Origin of the sequence: Brevundimonas sp., from assembly GCF_003248455.1 — a bacterium.
In the GTDB taxonomy this organism is placed as follows: Bacteria; Pseudomonadota; Alphaproteobacteria; order Caulobacterales; family Caulobacteraceae; genus Brevundimonas.
This window is the reverse complement of record NZ_QFNM01000009.1, coordinates 1-15,075: the sequence shown is the minus strand read 5'-3', so window position 1 is coordinate 15,075 and position 15,075 is coordinate 1. Positions and strand designations below refer to the sequence as shown.

Annotated in this window: 19 protein-coding genes; 15 read left to right on the top strand and 4 right to left on the bottom strand. The window is 70.1% G+C overall.

Features of this window, described 5'->3' with window-relative positions; genetic code table 11:
- Positions 1 to 88 precede the first annotated feature (88 nt).
- The 3 genes from DI624_RS05030 to DI624_RS05020 all read right to left on the bottom strand — a co-directional run bounded on the left by DI624_RS05030 (position 89) and on the right by DI624_RS05020 (position 2,430).
- Positions 89 to 604 (bottom strand): hypothetical protein, encoded by a 516-nt coding sequence (locus tag DI624_RS05030; RefSeq protein ID WP_291536408.1) that lies wholly within the window; start codon positions 602 to 604, stop codon positions 89 to 91.
- A 5-nt stretch (positions 605 to 609) separates the two neighbouring features.
- Complete coding sequence (gene xth, locus DI624_RS05025; protein WP_291536407.1) at positions 610 to 1,395, bottom strand: exodeoxyribonuclease III; 786 nt, start codon at positions 1,393 to 1,395, stop codon at positions 610 to 612.
- 102 nt (positions 1,396 to 1,497) lie between these two features.
- Complete coding sequence (locus tag DI624_RS05020; RefSeq protein ID WP_291536404.1) at positions 1,498 to 2,430, bottom strand: hypothetical protein; 933 nt, start codon at positions 2,428 to 2,430, stop codon at positions 1,498 to 1,500.
- A gap of 121 nt (positions 2,431 to 2,551) precedes the next feature.
- Between DI624_RS05020 and DI624_RS05015 the strand changes: the two genes are divergently transcribed.
- The 7 genes from DI624_RS05015 (at position 2,552) to DI624_RS04985 (ending at position 8,248) form a co-directional block, all read left to right on the top strand.
- Complete coding sequence (locus DI624_RS05015) at positions 2,552 to 3,637, top strand: MBL fold metallo-hydrolase (RefSeq protein WP_291536402.1); 1,086 nt, start codon at positions 2,552 to 2,554, stop codon at positions 3,635 to 3,637.
- A complete protein-coding gene (locus DI624_RS05010; RefSeq protein ID WP_291536401.1) occupies positions 3,634 to 4,407 on the top strand; it encodes an enoyl-CoA hydratase in 774 nt (257 codons plus the stop codon). The genes DI624_RS05015 and DI624_RS05010 overlap by 4 nt, the downstream gene beginning before the upstream one ends.
- Positions 4,408 to 4,462: 55 nt before the next feature.
- Positions 4,463 to 4,963 carry a GNAT family N-acetyltransferase gene (locus tag DI624_RS05005; protein WP_291536400.1) on the top strand — a complete coding sequence of 167 codons (501 nt, stop codon included), beginning with the start codon at positions 4,463 to 4,465 and terminating at the stop codon, positions 4,961 to 4,963.
- Between the two features lie 168 nt (positions 4,964 to 5,131).
- A complete protein-coding gene (locus DI624_RS05000; protein WP_367142083.1) occupies positions 5,132 to 5,743 on the top strand; it encodes an OmpW family protein in 612 nt (203 codons plus the stop codon).
- Between the two features lie 65 nt (positions 5,744 to 5,808).
- Positions 5,809 to 6,384: a DUF1285 domain-containing protein gene (locus tag DI624_RS04995; protein WP_291536398.1), complete on the top strand. Its 576-nt coding sequence runs from the start codon at positions 5,809 to 5,811 to the stop codon at positions 6,382 to 6,384.
- Positions 6,381 to 7,043, top strand: coding sequence for a CoA pyrophosphatase (locus tag DI624_RS04990; RefSeq protein WP_291536396.1), 663 nt, complete (start codon positions 6,381 to 6,383; stop codon positions 7,041 to 7,043). Before DI624_RS04995 ends, DI624_RS04990 begins: the two co-directional genes overlap by 4 nt.
- The gene (locus DI624_RS04985) at positions 7,040 to 8,248 is read left to right on the top strand and encodes a CCA tRNA nucleotidyltransferase (RefSeq protein WP_291536395.1); all 1,209 of its coding nucleotides are present in this window, start codon (positions 7,040 to 7,042) and stop codon (positions 8,246 to 8,248) included. The genes DI624_RS04990 and DI624_RS04985 overlap by 4 nt, the downstream gene beginning before the upstream one ends.
- On the opposite strand, the gene DI624_RS04980 is transcribed toward DI624_RS04985, so the two are convergent.
- Positions 8,229 to 9,182 (bottom strand): endonuclease/exonuclease/phosphatase family protein, encoded by a 954-nt coding sequence (locus DI624_RS04980; protein WP_291536394.1) that lies wholly within the window; start codon positions 9,180 to 9,182, stop codon positions 8,229 to 8,231. The two genes, DI624_RS04985 and DI624_RS04980, sit on opposite strands and share 20 nt — an antisense overlap.
- Before the next feature lie 69 nt (positions 9,183 to 9,251).
- Between DI624_RS04980 and DI624_RS04975 the strand changes: the two genes are divergently transcribed.
- The 8 genes from DI624_RS04975 to DI624_RS04940 all read left to right on the top strand — a co-directional run bounded on the left by DI624_RS04975 (position 9,252) and on the right by DI624_RS04940 (position 14,864).
- Positions 9,252 to 9,713 (top strand): DUF4112 domain-containing protein, encoded by a 462-nt coding sequence (locus tag DI624_RS04975; RefSeq protein WP_291536393.1) that lies wholly within the window; start codon positions 9,252 to 9,254, stop codon positions 9,711 to 9,713.
- Between the two features lie 144 nt (positions 9,714 to 9,857).
- Positions 9,858 to 11,315 (top strand): DUF2793 domain-containing protein, encoded by a 1,458-nt coding sequence (locus tag DI624_RS04970; RefSeq protein WP_291536391.1) that lies wholly within the window; start codon positions 9,858 to 9,860, stop codon positions 11,313 to 11,315.
- The gene (locus DI624_RS04965; protein WP_291536390.1) at positions 11,312 to 11,467 is read left to right on the top strand and encodes a hypothetical protein; all 156 of its coding nucleotides are present in this window, start codon (positions 11,312 to 11,314) and stop codon (positions 11,465 to 11,467) included. Before DI624_RS04970 ends, DI624_RS04965 begins: the two co-directional genes overlap by 4 nt.
- Positions 11,464 to 11,727: a hypothetical protein gene (locus DI624_RS04960; RefSeq protein WP_291536389.1), complete on the top strand. Its 264-nt coding sequence runs from the start codon at positions 11,464 to 11,466 to the stop codon at positions 11,725 to 11,727. The genes DI624_RS04965 and DI624_RS04960 overlap by 4 nt, the downstream gene beginning before the upstream one ends.
- Positions 11,724 to 12,107: a M15 family metallopeptidase gene (locus tag DI624_RS04955; protein WP_291536388.1), complete on the top strand. Its 384-nt coding sequence runs from the start codon at positions 11,724 to 11,726 to the stop codon at positions 12,105 to 12,107. Before DI624_RS04960 ends, DI624_RS04955 begins: the two co-directional genes overlap by 4 nt.
- Entirely contained in the window at positions 12,104 to 12,580 is a 477-nt protein-coding gene (locus DI624_RS04950) for a hypothetical protein (RefSeq protein ID WP_291536387.1), read from the top strand. Before DI624_RS04955 ends, DI624_RS04950 begins: the two co-directional genes overlap by 4 nt.
- Before the next feature lie 373 nt (positions 12,581 to 12,953).
- On the top strand, positions 12,954 to 13,772 hold the full coding sequence (locus DI624_RS04945) for a flagellin (RefSeq protein ID WP_291536386.1): 819 nt from the start codon (positions 12,954 to 12,956) through the stop codon (positions 13,770 to 13,772).
- 285 nt (positions 13,773 to 14,057) lie between these two features.
- Complete coding sequence (locus DI624_RS04940; RefSeq protein WP_291536385.1) at positions 14,058 to 14,864, top strand: flagellin; 807 nt, start codon at positions 14,058 to 14,060, stop codon at positions 14,862 to 14,864.
- Positions 14,865 to 15,075: the final 211 nt, after the last annotated feature.

Below are 15,075 nucleotides of genomic sequence, written 5' to 3'. Positions count from 1 at the left end.
CGGCCTCCCGTAATAAGGCGTGTCACTGAAACGAGCGGGGGCTTCTACCGCTCCCCGGCGATAATCGCAAAGGGGCCGATTGTCCCTGTCAGCCTTTCAGCAGGGCCTCGAGATGCGATAGCCAGCGACGGCCCAGACGCAGGGCCTCGCCTGGCGATCCCGTCTGGACGGGCAGGGCGGCGTCCCACAGGGCCAGTTCGAACTCGGGATGGCGGGCGTCGGCGAACATCAGGCGCAGGACCACCTGTTCGGCGTCGGGGGCCAGGATGTCCAGCGACTTGCGCGCCTCGCCCCGGCGGATGCGGGCGACCACATGGCCGTCCACGATGATCTCGCCGCCCTCCACCTCGTCGAAGGCGTAGGCCAGGCCGTGGGCGCCGTTGGCCCACAGGACGACCACCTGTTCGACGTCGAAGTTCAGGGCGCAGGCCCGGCCCTCGCCCGGCGACTGGGCCTCGACCTCGGGCGGGGCGCCCAGGGCCTTGAGCATGGCGCGGCGCAGGCGGCGCTGCGGCTCCATCCACCAGGACAGGGCCAGCGCCAGGGTCGTCAGCAGGGCCGCCGCCAGGGCGATCAGCAGAACCACCCGAAAGACGTCGGCCATCGGCGTCAGGCCTCCAGATCGAGTTCGACCACCACCGGCACATGGTCGCTGGGCTTGTCCATGTCGCGGGCGTCGCGGTGGGTTTCGACGCCGCGAAAACGATCCGCCGCCTGGGGCGACAGCAGGGCGAAATCGATGCGAATGCCATGGTCGCGCTGCCAGGCGCCGGCCTGATAGTCCCAGAAGGTGTAGGTTCCGGCCGGTTCGCCGCCGACCGCATGGGCGTCGGCCAGGCCCAGGTTCTTCAGGGCGCGGAAGGCCTGGCGGCTCTGGGGCTGGAACAGGGCGTCGTCCGTCCAGGCGGCGGGGTTCCTGGCGTCCTCGGGCTCGGGGATGACATTGTAGTCGCCGCACAGGGCCAGCGGCTCCTCGAACCGAAGCAGGTCCCGGGCGTGGCGGTTCAGGCGGTCAAACCAGGCCAGTTTGTAGTCGAACTTCTCTGTCCCGATCGGATTGCCGTTCGGCAGATAGAGGGCGGCGACGCGGATGGGGCGGGGGGCCTCGACCACGGCCTCGATATAGCGGGCCTGTTCGTCCGTCTCGTCGCCGGGCAGGCCGCGCCGGATGTCGGACAGCGGATATTTCGACAGCAGCGCGACGCCGTTGTAGCTCTTCTGGCCGTGGGTCTCGACATTGTAGCCCAGGCTCTCGAAGGCCTCGCGCGGGAATTTCTCGTCCACGCATTTGATCTCCTGGAAACAGGCGACGTCGGGGGCGGCCTGTTCCAGCCAGGCCAGCACGGTGGGCAGGCGGGCGTTGACCGAGTTCACGTTCCAGGTGGCGATGCGCATGAGGGGAAGGCTAGGCCGCGTCTCGCGTTCGGAAAAGAGGCCGCGCAACAAAAGGGCCGCCGGATCGCTCCGGCGGCCCTTCATCTGGTGATTGACGGTCGCTTACGGACGGCCGCCGGTCGGCGCCGGAGCAGCGGCCGAAGGCGTCGTCAACTTGCAGCCGCCGCCGATCTGCTGGGCGGTGGCGCAGGGATAGACCTGCTGCACGATATTCTCGGCATTCAGGCGGGCGATGACGCCGTCGCCGTTCGCGCACTTGGCTTCATAGAAGACGCCGTTGGCGTTGCGGCCCATCAGACGAGCTTCGGTCACGTCACAGGAGGCGGCTTCCGAACCGGCGAAATAAGCTTTCACGAAGGCAGCGTTCTCAGCCGTGGTGGTGAAGTCACAGGTTCCATTCTCCGCCAGTACTTGGATGCAGGGGATCTTGGTCCAGGCGTTGTTCAGTTGCTTGAGCCAGAAGCCGGCGCCGTCCGAGCAGCCGGCCTCGTACATGACGGCGCCATCGGTCGACTGACCCAGAACCTTCACCTGGTCGACGGTGCAGGCGACGCCGGCCTGGACGGCGTATTCGCGCAGGAATTTCTGGGTGTCGGCGTTGGCGGCGATGGTGCATTGCGGGCCAGGATCGGCGGCCGGGTCGCGCGCGCGCAGGGTCTCGGCGGAATAGGCCAACAGGATGCAACTGGTCGCCGTGGGCGGGATCTTGGTTTCAAGAATGAAGCCCGGGCCGGCGGCGCAGGCGATTTCATAGACCGAGGTGTTCCCGGCTGTCGTGCCCAGCAGCTTGGCTTCGCTGACCTGGCAGTTGGTGTTGGCCAGGGCGGCCTGTTCCTGAGCAGACGCCCGAATCTGTTCGGGAGACGGCGCCGCCGGCTGGCGGCCGCCACGTGTGCGTCCCGCGCGCGAAGAGCCTTCTGTCGCCACGGGGCGGCCGTCGGCGTCCGTTTCTCGCCTGGTCTGCGCGGCGGCGGGGACGATTGAGATTGCGCTGAACAGCAGCGCCGCGAGGGCGGCGGTGAAGCGGGCTTTCATGAGGACACCTCGGAAATGGGGACGTTGCAGGCTTCGTGGCGGTCTAATCGTGCGGGGTCAAGGCGGGTGGACGCAGGGCGGAAGAACGGAATACAGTCGCCCGTTTCAATTGGAGACGCATTTGGCGGACGATGCAGTAGCGGTGAAGCTGGCGAGTGAGGCGCGCGGTCTGACCTATCCCCTGCCGGGTGCCCCCGGTCCGGGCGAGGCGATCGCGGTCGCGCGGGGCGTGCTGTGGTTGAGGTTCGCGCTGCCGTTCCAGTTGGATCATGTGAATGTGTTCGCCATCGAGGATGGCGAAGGCTGGACCATCGTCGATACGGGACTGCGAACAAGGGCCGCCATCGAGGACTGGGAGAAAGTTCTTGTCGCCGGGTTGGGGGGGCGGCCGGTCGTCAGGCTGATCTGCACCCATATGCATCCCGACCATATCGGCCTGGCCGGCTGGCTTTGTGAACGAGCCGCGGCTCCGCTTCTGATGTCGAGGCTGGAATATCTGACCGGGCGAACGCTGGCGGGGGAGACCGCCGGGGACGCGCCCGCGGAGGGCGAGATCTTCTATCGCGCCGCCGGCTGGACCGAGGCGCAGATCGTGTCCTGGCGCCAGGACTATGGCGGCTTCGCCCAGGGCGTGTCGCCCTTGCCGAGGGCGTACCGACGCCTGGAAGACGGGGACGTCCTGACGATCGGCGGCGACGCCTGGACCGTGGTGATGGGGGCGGGGCACAGCCCGGAACATGTCTGCCTGTGGCGGAAATCGGACGACGTCTTCATCTCGGGCGACCAGATCCTGCCGCGAATCTCGTCGAATGTGTCGGTCTGGCCGACCGAGCCGGATGCGGACCCGCTGGAGGACTGGATGGCGTCCCTGGCCAAGCTGAGGGGGATGCTGCCGGAGGAGGCCTTCGTCCTGCCATCCCACGGGGAGCCGTTCCATGGGGTCCACCCCCGGCTGGACGCGCTCAAGCGTGGACACGAGGTCGCGCTGAAACGGCTTGAGCGGACGTTGCGTCAGCCGTCCAGGGTCGTGGACGCCTTTTCCGCCGTGTTCGGTCGGGCGGTCGGCGACGGCGTCCTGGGCATGGCCACCGGCGAGGCCCAGGCGCATCTGAACTATCTGGAACGACGCGGCCGCGCCCGGCGTACGCGCGACGAGAACGGCGTCGATTGGTGGACCGCCGTCGAACAGGACGAGGAAACGATATGAGCGACCATATCCGCACAGAGCTGACCGACGGCGTGCTGACCCTGACGATGGACAGGGCCGACAAGAAGAACGCCATCACCCAGGCCATGTATTCGGCCATGGCCGAGGCGACCGAGCGGGCGCGGACCGACGAGGCGGTGCGGGTGCTGCTGCTGCGCGCCGAGGGCGACAATTTCTCGGCCGGCAACGACATCGGCGACTTCATCGCCCTGGGATCGCAGGGCGCGGGACCGGGCGAGATGGCCGTGTTCCGCTTCCTGAAGGCGCTGGCGGACCTGGACAAGCCGGCGGTGGCGGCGGTGAAGGGCCGGGCGGTCGGGATCGGCCTGACCATGCTGCTGCACTGCGACCTGGTGGTGGCGGCCGAGGACGCCCTGTTGTCCGTGCCCTTCGTCAACCTGGCCCTGGCGCCCGAGGCGGCGTCCAGCCTGCTGCTGCCGGCCGCGATCGGACATCAGCGGGCGTTCGAACTGTTCGCCCTGGGCGAGCCGCTGGACGGCAGGACGGCCCTCGCCTGGGGCCTGGCCAATCGCGCGGTCCCGGCCGGCGAGGTCGAGGCGACGGCGGCGGACCTGGCGGCCAAGGTGGCGGCCCGCGCCCCGAACTCGATCCGCAAGACCAAGCGGCTGATGCGCGACGCCGAGGGGCTTTGGGCGCTGATGCAGCGCGAGGGCGAGGCCTTCGGATCGCAGATGCGAAGCCCCGAGGCGATGGAGGCCTTCACCGCCTTCACCCAGAAACGCGCGCCGGACTTTTCCAAGATCGGCTGACCGTCACGAGACCGCGCCTTGATTTGGCGCGGCTTTGCTTCTAGGTGCGCGCCCCATGTCGCACGCCCTGGTGATGCCCGCGGTCGTCAGCCGTATCGAAGCCGAGACCCCGGCCGACGCCGAAGGCGTGGAGGCGCTGGTCATGGCCGCCTTCGGGCCGGGACGGTTCGCCAAGACGGCCGAGCGGCTGCGCGAAGGATCGAAACCGACCGCCGGTTTCGTGGCCCGCCTGAACGGACGGGTGATCGGCGCGGTGCGGCTGTGGCCTGTCGTCGTCGGCCGGACGCCGGCCCTGTTCCTGGGCCCCATCGCGGTGGACGCCGGGCGCCGCAGCGACGGCCTGGGCGCCGAATTGGTCCAGGCCTGCCTGGATCACGCCCGCGGCCGGGGGGGGATCGGGGGCGTCCTGCTGGTCGGCGACCGGGCCTATTTCGAGCGGTTCGGCTTCGTCCCTGCGCCCCAAGTCGTGCTGCCCGGCCCGGTGGATCGCGGGCGGGTCCTTTGGCTGGCGACGGGCGTGACGGTCGCGTCCGGCGGGGCGGCGATCGCGCGATAAGACTTTTTGCGCTGGATCAAGGCGGCCTGGCTCCGCAGCGCGCATCACGCCCCCGACGCCGAAGAGCGGCCGCATCAGGCGGCCTGGACGTCGGGGATAACCGAAGTGAAAGCCTATAAGTTCGCCACCCTGGTCGCCATCGCCGCGGCCGCCGTCGGCACGCCGGTTCTGGCCCAGAGCGCCGCCGGTTCGACCGCAGACGCCTGGACCGCGCCGCGCGCCGGCGACTGGATCGTCACCGGCCGCGTGACCGATGTCTTCTCCCAGGCCGACGACGCCGTCACCACGGCGGCCGGCGCCGACAGCGGCCTGCACGTCGATGTGGGCGACAGCGTCATGCCGACCTTGGGCTTCACCTATTTCCTGACCGATCATCTGGCGGTGGAGGCCATTCTGGGCGCGACCCAGCATGAAATCCGCGCCCAGGGCGGCGCGACGGATGTCGCCGTGCACGAAACCTGGGTCCTGCCGCCGGTCGTGACCCTGCAGTACCGTCCGCTGACCGAAGGCCGCTTCAGCCCCTATGTCGGGGCGGGCGTGAACTACATGGTCTTCTTCAACGGCAAGGATAAGAACAACTTCAAGGTCAAGCTGGACGACGGCTTTGGCTACGCCCTGCAGGCGGGCGCCGACATCGGCGTCAAGGGGCCGTGGAGCCTGAACGTCGATGTCAAGAAGGTCTGGTTCAACACCGACGCCGACATCAACGACGGCGCGCTGAAAAGCGACGTGGACCTGGACCCCTGGGTCGTGTCCGTCGGCTTCGGCCGGAAGTTCTGATCGACTTTCGGCCAGAGGCGCGCTGGACAGGTGACGAACCGATCCGGCGCGCCTAAGTCTTCGTGATGGTCGACGAGGCATCGAAGGACGGGCTGAACGCCCTGGCCCAGGCGGCGAAACAGGCCCCCAGGGACTCGCCCAGGGACTCCACGCGGCGGGGCCTGCCGCCGGTCCATCTGTGGAACCCGGATCATTGCGGCGAGATCGACATCGTCATCCGGCGCGACGGGGTCTGGATGCACGAGGGTTCGCCCATCGCCCGCAAGGAACTGGTGCGGCTGTTCTCGACCGTTCTGAGGAAAGACCCCGACGGCTATCACCTGGTCACGCCGGTCGAGAAGTTGAGGATCCGGGTCGAGGACCTGCCGTTCCGCGCCGTGAGCCTGGGGCGCGAGGGGGATGACCTGATCTTCGTGACCGATGTGGGCGACGAGGTGCGCGCCGGTCCCGACGATCCCATCATGGTGCAGACCGATCCGATCACGGGCGAACCCGCGCCCCGCATCCATGTGCGCCGCGACCTGTGGGCGCGGATCGCGCGGCCGGTCTTCTACCAACTGGTCGAAATGGCCGAGGAGGTCGACGGCCAGCTGGTCGTGCGCTCGGGCGGCCAGGCCTTCTCGCTTGGAGCCGTGGCGTGAGCCTGGAGACGCTCAAGACGCGCCTGGCCCGGCGTCTGGTCCCCGCCGACAACTGGCGTCCGGGGCTGAAGCCGGGCCGATCCGATTACGACCTGAATCCCGGCAGCGCGCGTCTGACGACCGATCTTCGGCCGGCGGCGGTGCTGATCCCCGTGGTGGCGCGGCCCGAGGGGGCGACGGTGCTGCTGACCCGCCGGGCGGACACCCTGGCGCGCCACACCGGCCAGATCGCCTTTCCCGGCGGCCGGCTGGACCCCGGAGAGACTGCGGTCCAGGCGGCGCTGCGCGAGGCGGACGAGGAGGTGGCCCTGAACCCGTCCGCCGTCCAGGTGCTGGGCCTGTCCGACGCCTATGAGACCGGCACGGGATTTCTGGTGACGCCGGTGATCGGCTGGCTGGACGCCGCGCCGGTCGTCACGCCGTCGCCCGACGAGGTGGCGGAGGTGTTCGAGACGCCGTGGGACTTTCTGATGGATGCGGCCAACCATCGCCGCGATTTCTATGACCTGGACGAGGGGCTGCGGCGCTGGTTCTGGGCCATGCCGTGGGGCGAGCGTTACATCTGGGGCGTGACGGCGGGCATTCTGAAGGGTCTGCACGCCCGGCTATACGGCGACGAGGACCATCCGGCCGCCGCCGCCGACGAGGATGCGGCGTGACGCTTTCCATGCGCGGCCAGCCGTGGCTGGAGGCGTCGGCCACCCGCGCGGTGATGACGGCGCTCGAGGCGGCGGGCGGGGCGGGCTGCGCGCGCTTCGTCGGAGGCTGCGTCAGGAACAGCCTGCTGGGCCAGCCGGTCGACGACATCGACATCGCCACCCTTCTGACGCCCGACCGGACGATGGCGGCCCTGAAGGCGGCGGGCCTGAAGGCCGTGCCGACCGGGGTGGAGCACGGCACGGTGACGGGGGTGTCGGAACGCCGCCCGTACGAGATCACCACCCTGCGCCGGGACGTGGAGACCGACGGCCGCCGGGCCGTGGTCGCCTTCACCCAGGACTGGGCCGAGGACGCCGCCCGGCGCGATTTCCGCCTGAACGCCCTCTATGCCGACGCCGAGGGGCGGGTGTTCGATCCGACCGGGGGGGGGCTGGACGATGCGGCGGCGGGACGGATCGTCTTCGTGGGCCAGGCCGAGACCCGCATCCGCGAGGACTATCTGCGCATCCTGCGCTTCTTCCGGTTCTGCGCCTGGTACGGACGGGGCGCGCCGGACGCGGCGGGCCTGGCGGCCTGCGCGGCCCTGAAGGACGGCATGGCGCAGCTGTCGGCCGAGCGGGTGTCCAAGGAACTGCTGAAACTGCTGGCCGCGCCCGATCCGCGTCCGGCGGTGCGGGCGATGAACGAGACGGGGGTGCTGGTCCAGGTGCTGCCGCAGGTTCAGCCGCTGACGCTGTTCCAGGCCCTGTGCGACGTGACGGAGGATCCGGTGCTGCGGCTGTCGGCCCTGCTGCCGGCCGACGCCGGGGCGGCGGCGGCTGCGGCGGCGGCCTTGCGCCTGTCCAATGCGGATCGGGATCGACTGATCGCGGCGGTGGCCGAGGGGCCGGTCGTCGCCCCGGACATGGCCCCGGCCCAGGCGCGGGCGGCCCTTTATCGGCTGGGGCGGGTCGCGTTCGAGGACCGGCTGGCGCGGGCCGAGGCGGCGGGCGGCGGCGACGGCGACGCCTTGCGGGCGCTGGCGGCGGACTGGACCCCGCCCAGGCCGCCGGTCAACGGGCGCGACCTGGCGCGGCTGGGCGTGCCGCCCGGGCCGGAAACGGGCCGGTTGCTGAAGGCGTTCGAGGACGGCTGGATCGCCGACGACTTTCCAGTCGACGGCCATGAGGCGCGGCTGAAGGCGCTTATCTCGCCGCGCGGGTGAACTCGGTGATCACCGGCCGGTGGTCCGAGCCTGTGGCCAGGCCCAGGCGGCGGGTGATCAGGGCCAGGTCGGGCGAGCGATAGACCTGGTCGATGGTGATCCAGGCGAAGGCGGGAAGTCGACTGGGCCAGGTGCCGGGCCAGCCGGGCGCGGGGATCAGGTTCATGTCCGCCTGAATCTGCTTGCCGATGCGGGCGGTGGAGACGCTGTTGAAATCCCCGGCGGCGATGACGGGATTGTCCGGCGCCGCCAGCCGCCGTTCGGTCAGGGCCATGACCTGGGTGATCTGGCCCCATTGATACTGATAGGGCCACGGCCGCGTCAGATGCACGGCGAAGACGTCGATCGGCCCGATAGGCGTCTGGACCACGGCCCCTGCGGCGCTTAACCCGTCTGGCCGGTCGGGCAGGCGTTGCAATATCGGATAGCGCGAGGCGACGATGGACTGGGCGTGATCGCCCGGCCCGCGCCTTCGCCCGACGGCGGTGCGGTGGGGATAGCCGGCCAGCAGCTCGTCCAGCCGGGCGGCCGGCGCGTCGCCCACCTCGACCAGCACCAGAATGTCGGCGTCGGCGGCCGCGATGGAGCGCCGCATGGCCTCCACATCGGTGTTGAAGACCCAAAGATTGGCCGAATACAGCCGCACGATGGGCGCGCCCGGCGCAGGCGTTCCGCGCGGCGGCGTCCACTGCGGCCAGGCGGCGAGCGCCAGGATCAGGCACGAGGCCGCGCCCACGCCCGCCGCCGGCCAAAGCCGCAGCAACAGGCACAGGGCGGTGGTCGCTGCAGCCGCCAGCAGGGCGGGGGCGGCGAACTGGGCCAGGATGTCCACCCACCGATGGCCGATCCCGCTCAGGGCCGCGACGCCGAACACCGCCAGCCCCGCCAGGGCCAGTCCGGCCAGCACGTTCGCCGTCAGCTTGAACAGGGACATCGGCGCACCGACCTTTCGGATTGAACAAGGGCGCGTCGCCCCGCGTTAGGGCGACGCTTGGAGGGCCACATGGCCGCACGGTCGATCCGCGATATCGAAAACATCTGGTCCAATGTCGAGGGCGTCAAGAAGCTGTCCGACCGGGTCATCGGCATCGGCCCGTTCGGCATGGGCCTGGATGCGCTGCTGACCTGGGTTCCGGTGGTGGGCACGGCCTATACGGTCGGCACCGGCGGCTGGCTGATGCTTCAGGCCGTGCGGGCCAGGGCGACGCCGGCGACCCTGGCGCGGATGGGCGCCTATATGGCCGTCGATACGGCGACCGGCACGGTGCCCATCGCCGGCGATCTGGTGGACACCTTCTTTCCGGGGCAGTTGATGGCGGCGCGCGCGCTGCAGAAACACATCGAGACCACCCACTGGGTCGAGGACAGCGAGGCCAACGCCCGCGCCAGCGGCGATCACGCGCGCCACGAAGCCACGGTCCAGGCCGACGAGGCGCTGAAGCGGATCGTCTATCTGCACGACTGAAATAGGAGGGTCGGCGCCGACTCTCCATCCTATCGGGCGAATCGAACCCGTCTGAAAACAAGCAGTTGAGGTCGACCAGCGACCATCTTCCGGCCTGAGGACGCGGCGCGTCCAGACTGATCTCCGACGACAACGGAGATCCCCATGAGCGACGATTTCACCGCGCGTCTGGCCCTGCCCTATCTGGCGGCGGGGCAGATGCAGAAACACGTGACCCTGAACACGGCCCTGACCCGGCTGGACGCCCTGTTGCAGACGGCGGCGGTCAGCCGAACGACGGCGGTGCAGCCCGCCGAGCCCGGCGACGGCGACCTCTACATCCTGCCGGCGGAGGCGGAAGGCTCGGCCTGGGCGGGTCGGTCCGAGGGCGATCTGATGCGGTTCGAGGCGGGCGGCTGGAGCGCCGTTCCGACGCCGCCGGGCCTGGTCGCCCTGGTGCTGGACGTGCCGGCCGTCTGGGTCCGGGGCGAAGCGGGCTGGACGCCGCTGGGCGCCGTTCTGGGCGAGGCGCAGGGGTTGGAGCGGCTGGGGCTGGGGACGACGGCGGACGCGGCCAATCCCCTGTCGGCCAAGCTGAACGCCGCCCTGTTCACGGCCCGGGGCGTGGCGGAAGGCGGGGACGGCGACCTGCGGCTGACCTTCAACAAGGCGGGGGCCGGCGATGTCCTGTCGCTGCTGTTCCAGAGCGGATACGCCGCCTGCGCCGAACTGGGCCTGATCGGCGAGGATGATCTGGGGCTGAAGACCTGCGACGAGGCGGGCGTCTGGCGATCGGTCCTGCATATCGACCGCGCCACGGGCCGGGCCGTCTTCGACCGGGGCGTGGTGCGGCGCCAGACCGTTCTGATGACCGCCGACGGCGGCTATGCGCCCCCGGCCTGGGCGCGATGGATCGAGGCGGTCTGCGTCGGCGGGGGCGGCGCGGGCGGGGCGGGGGCGTCCGGCCCTGCCGGAACCCCGCGTTTCGGCGGCGGCGGCGGCGGGGCGGGCGGGATCAGCCGGGAATGCTGGGCGGCCGAGGACCTGGCGGGCGGCCTTTCGGTCACGGTCGGGGCGGGCGGCCAGGACGTTGGCGGTCAGGGCGCGGGCGGCGAGAGCCGGATTGCGACAGGCGGCCTGGTCCTGTTGCGCGCGGCCGGCGGATCGGCGGGGTCTGCGGGGACGTCCGCAGCGGGGCAGGGCGGTCTCGGCGGCCTGGGTCTGGCCGCGGGCAATCCGGGCGGGGCGTCCGCGATCGCCTCAGCGGGCGGGCGGGGCGGCGAAACCCAGCAGCCCGACGGTCCAGGCGGCGGTGCGGGCGGCGGGGGACTGAGCGCCGGCGACGCCGCGCGCGCGGGCGGGACCGGCGGCGCGGGGGGATGGTCCACGGTGCGGACGCCGGGCGGCGCAGCGGGCGCGGCGGGCGGCTCTCCCGATCCGGCCCTGTCCCTGGCCGGCGGCGGCGGCGGCGGCGGAAACGCCTCGGCCGAGGGAACGGGCGCCGCCGGCGGACCCGGCGGGGGCTTCGGCGCGGGCGGCGGCGGCGGAGGCGCGGGCCTGACGGCCGGCGGCGCGGGCGGTTCGGGCGCCGGGGGCGTGGTTCGCATCACGGCTGTCGGATGAGCCGGCGCAGACACCTGGCCGAGCCGGTCGAGGTCCTGGAGGACGAGGCCTGGGACGCCCCCGACAGTCTCAGCGACACCGAATGGCGGGCGCATTCCGGCTGGGACGGCCGGTGCGACCCCAACCCCTATGACGAGGAGGATGAACGATGAACGGGCGGAACCACAAGCCGCTGGCCGAGGGACGATGGCTTTACCGCCGCCTCTACGCCTTTGCGATCAGCACCGGACTATGGGTGCTTCTGATGCAGGTGGTTCGGCGGATGCCGCCGCAGATGCTGCCCCGCACGGCAGAGGGCCTGATGGGGCTGCTGGCCCTGATCCTGGTCCTCTATCTGGTCGCGCCGACGGCGCAGCAGCTGATCGCCCTGTCGGCCAATGCGCGCTTGCGGATTCCGGGAGGCCGGCCATGAGCTTTCGTCTGTCCGCCCGCTCGCGCGCCCGTCTGGCGGGCGTCCATCCGGCCCTGATCGCCGTGGTCGAGGCGGCCATCGTCCGCTCGCCGGTCGATTTCATGATCACCGAGGGGCTGCGCACGCCCGCGCGTCAGGCGGCTCTGGTCAAGGCCGGAGCCAGCCGGACCCGGAGATCGCGTCACCTGACCGGCCATGCCGTGGACGTCGCCGCCCTGGTGGAGGGGCAGGTGCGCTGGGACTGGCCGCTGTATGGCCGGATCGCCGAGGTGTTCAAGGCGGCGGCGGTCGATCTGAAGACGCCCCTGGTCTGGGGCGGCGATTGGAAGACGCTGCGCGACGGGCCGCATTTCGAACTGGATCGAAAGGCCTTTCCATGAGCGGCGCGGCGAAGCGGGCGCCGACCCTCTTGGGATGGCTGGCGGCGGGCGCGGCGGCGCTGGCGCTGGGGGCCGTTTTGCTGGGCGGGCTGGGCTTTCGCTGGGATCCGCTGGACCTCCAGCGGAAACGCCTGGCCGCCGCTCGGGATCAGGCGCGCCAGGCGTCCGTCGCGGCCGCGGCCCAGGCCGAGTCCCGGCGGCTGGAGGCCGAAGGCGCGGCGGCTCAGGCGCTGCGCGTGGATCACTATCAACACATCGCGACGACGGCGGAGCGGACGACCGCCGCCGCTGTCGTCCAGGCCAGGAGCGCCGATGACGCCGACCACCCCTTGGACCCCCGCCGCGCTGTTCGCCTGCGCGATCATGACGGCCAGCTGTGCCGGCTCGCCCCCGATCTCGACGGTTGCGCCGCCGCGGCTGGCCCTGCCGCCGGCGGCGACGCGCTCCTGCGCCCTGGCGACCCTGCCGGCTGAGCCGACGACAGCGGACCTGGACGCCGCCTATGTGCTGCGCGGGGCCCAGATCATCGCCTGCGACGGCGCTCGCCGCCTGGCGGTCGAGACCCTGCTGGCGGAGAGGGCCATGCAGGACGCCCACAGGAGCGGGCAGGGCGGCCGGCGCTAGACGCCCTGCAGAAACGGCTCGGCAACTTCTGCCCGCCCGGCGGTCGGACTTGCCGGGCCGCCTCGCTGGGCGGCGAGATAAGTTCAATGAAAACAGCGATGGGGGGCGCGCGCGGGCCATTGGCGAACCTGGCCCCGCCCTTGCTCCTGATCCGACCGAGCAAAAGGCTCCTGGCGCTAAAATGGCGCCGGACATCACACGAAGTGAAAAAGGACAGCCAAAATGGCTAACAGCATCAATACGAATTACGGCGCCGCCATCGCGCTGCAGAACCTCAATGCGACCAACGCCCAGTTGGAGCGCACGCAGAACCGTGTCAACACGGGCATGAAGGTGGCCACCGCCAAGGACAACGGCGCGATCTTCGCCATCGCGACGACCCAGCGCGCCAACATGGGCGCCATGGACGCGGTCAAGAACTCGCTGCAACGCGGCCAATCCATCGTCGATGTGGCCCTGGCCGCCGGCGACACCGTCACCGCCGCCCTGGAAGAGATGAAACAGCTGGCGGTCAACATCCAGTCGTCCGTCGCCGGCTCCGACGCCGAAACCGCCTATCTGAAGGATTTCAACGCCCTGGGCGGCGAGATCGACAAGGCGCTGAAGGGCGCCAGCTTCGACGGCGTCAACCTGTGGAACACCACCACGGCGACCAGCCTGACCACCAGCGTCAGCGGCGGAACCTATGAGATCGGCTTCGGCACGACGGACAAGGCCGCCGCCGCCGCCGTCACCGCCGTCTCGGCCGGCACGGCCGTGCGCGCCGGGGCCACGACCGCCATCGTCGACGCCGCCATCAAGGAGATCACGTCCGACCTGGCGACCCTGGGCACCCAGTCCAAATCGGTGGGCCGCCAACTCACCTTCGTCGGCAAGCTGCAGGACGCGACCGAGGCGGGCATCGGCAACCTGGTGGACGCCGACCTGGCCAAGGAAAGCGCCAAGCTGACCGCGCTTCAGACCAAGCAGCAGCTTGGCGTGCAGGCGCTGTCCATCGCCAACTCGTCCAGCTCGATCCTGCTGAACCTGTTCCGCAGCTAAGGCGACGGTTCTCGGCGCGATCCGACGCGGACGGCCCGAGCATGGCGGGCCTCCCGCCCCACCCCTCGCCCGTCGCCCGGCAAATCCTGCCGAGCGGTGCGGCTCGCCTCGGCAACTTCTGCCGGGCAGGAAGGACGGTAAATCAAAGGTTAACTAGCAAAAACAGTAGCTTATGAAATTTGTCGGCCCATGCTCGCGGCCCGGCAATTGCTTCTTACCCACCGAGCAAAAAGCTCCTGGCGACAAAACGTCGCCGGACGTCACCGAAGTGAAGGACCTGCCAAAATGGCGAACAGCATCAACACCAACTATGGCGCGGCCATCGCGCTGCAAAACCTGAACAAGACCAACGCCGCCCTGGAGACGACCCAGAACCGGGTGAACACGGGGATGAAGGTGTCCTCGGCCAAGGACAACGGCGCGATCTTCGCCATCGCCACGACCCAGCGCGCCAACATGGGCGCGATGGATGCGGTCAAGAACTCGCTGCAACGCGGCCAGTCCATCGTCGACGTGGCCCTGGCGGCGGGCGACACGGCCACCTCGGCCCTGGAAGAGATGAAGGCCCTGGCGGTCAACATCGCCTCCTCGACCGGCGACGCCCAAGTGGCTTACCTGGCCGACTACAACGCCCTGGGCAAGGAGGTGGCTTCGGCCCTGTCGGGCGCCAGCTTCGACGGCGTGAACCTGTGGACCACGGCCGCCCTCACCAATCTGACGACCAACACGTCGGGCGGAACCTACGGCGTCGGCTTCGCCGCCGCGCCGTCGGCCGATGCGACCCTGACCGCCGTCAACACCGGCGCCGTCACCGCCGCCAATGCGACGGTGGCGAACGTCGACGCCGCCATCAAGAAAGTCACGGACAGCCTGGCGACCCTGGGCACCCAGTCCAAGTCGGTCGGTCGTCAGATCACCTTCGTCAACAAACTGCAGGACGCGACCGAGGCCGGCATCGGCAACCTGGTCGACGCCGACCTGGCCAAGGAAAGCGCCAAGCTGACCGCGCTTCAGACCAAGCAGCAGCTTGGCGTCCAGGCGTTGTCCATCGCCAACTCGTCCAGCTCGATCCTGCTGAGTCTATTCCGCTGAGGCCCGGAGGCGTGAGCCCGTTTCGGCGGGTCGCGCCAAGGCTTCTTAACCGGGGGTCGGCTCCGTCCGTCCGCCAACACCGAGCAAAACGCTCCCGTCGCCAAAACGGCGTCGGCCATCACGAAGTGAAGAAGGACAGCCAAAATGGCTAACAGCATCAACACCAACTACGGCGCTGCGGTCGCCCTGCAGAGCCTGAACAAGACCAACG

Excerpts from the sequence above, each read along its gene's own strand:
- DI624_RS05005 (WP_291536400.1), top strand. The coding sequence starts at position 4,463 with ATGTCGCACGCCCTGGTGATGCCCGCGGTCGTCAGCCGTATCGAAGCC.
- xth (WP_291536407.1), bottom strand. The coding sequence starts at position 1,395 with ATGCGCATCGCCACCTGGAACGTGAACTCGGTCAACGCCCGCCTGCCC.
- DI624_RS04945 (WP_291536386.1), top strand. The coding sequence starts at position 12,954 with ATGGCTAACAGCATCAATACGAATTACGGCGCCGCCATCGCGCTGCAG.
- DI624_RS04965 (WP_291536390.1), top strand. The coding sequence starts at position 11,312 with ATGAGCCGGCGCAGACACCTGGCCGAGCCGGTCGAGGTCCTGGAGGAC.
- DI624_RS04995 (WP_291536398.1), top strand. The coding sequence starts at position 5,809 with ATGGTCGACGAGGCATCGAAGGACGGGCTGAACGCCCTGGCCCAGGCG.
- DI624_RS04970 (WP_291536391.1), top strand. The coding sequence starts at position 9,858 with ATGAGCGACGATTTCACCGCGCGTCTGGCCCTGCCCTATCTGGCGGCG.
- DI624_RS04950 (WP_291536387.1), top strand. The coding sequence starts at position 12,104 with ATGAGCGGCGCGGCGAAGCGGGCGCCGACCCTCTTGGGATGGCTGGCG.
- DI624_RS04980 (WP_291536394.1), bottom strand. The coding sequence starts at position 9,182 with ATGTCCCTGTTCAAGCTGACGGCGAACGTGCTGGCCGGACTGGCCCTG.
- DI624_RS05010 (WP_291536401.1), top strand. The coding sequence starts at position 3,634 with ATGAGCGACCATATCCGCACAGAGCTGACCGACGGCGTGCTGACCCTG.
- DI624_RS05020 (WP_291536404.1), bottom strand. The coding sequence starts at position 2,430 with ATGAAAGCCCGCTTCACCGCCGCCCTCGCGGCGCTGCTGTTCAGCGCA.
- DI624_RS04975 (WP_291536393.1), top strand. The coding sequence starts at position 9,252 with ATGGCCGCACGGTCGATCCGCGATATCGAAAACATCTGGTCCAATGTC.
- DI624_RS04955 (WP_291536388.1), top strand. The coding sequence starts at position 11,724 with ATGAGCTTTCGTCTGTCCGCCCGCTCGCGCGCCCGTCTGGCGGGCGTC.
- DI624_RS04960 (WP_291536389.1), top strand. The coding sequence starts at position 11,464 with ATGAACGGGCGGAACCACAAGCCGCTGGCCGAGGGACGATGGCTTTAC.
- DI624_RS04940 (WP_291536385.1), top strand. The coding sequence starts at position 14,058 with ATGGCGAACAGCATCAACACCAACTATGGCGCGGCCATCGCGCTGCAA.
- DI624_RS05030 (WP_291536408.1), bottom strand. The coding sequence starts at position 604 with ATGGCCGACGTCTTTCGGGTGGTTCTGCTGATCGCCCTGGCGGCGGCC.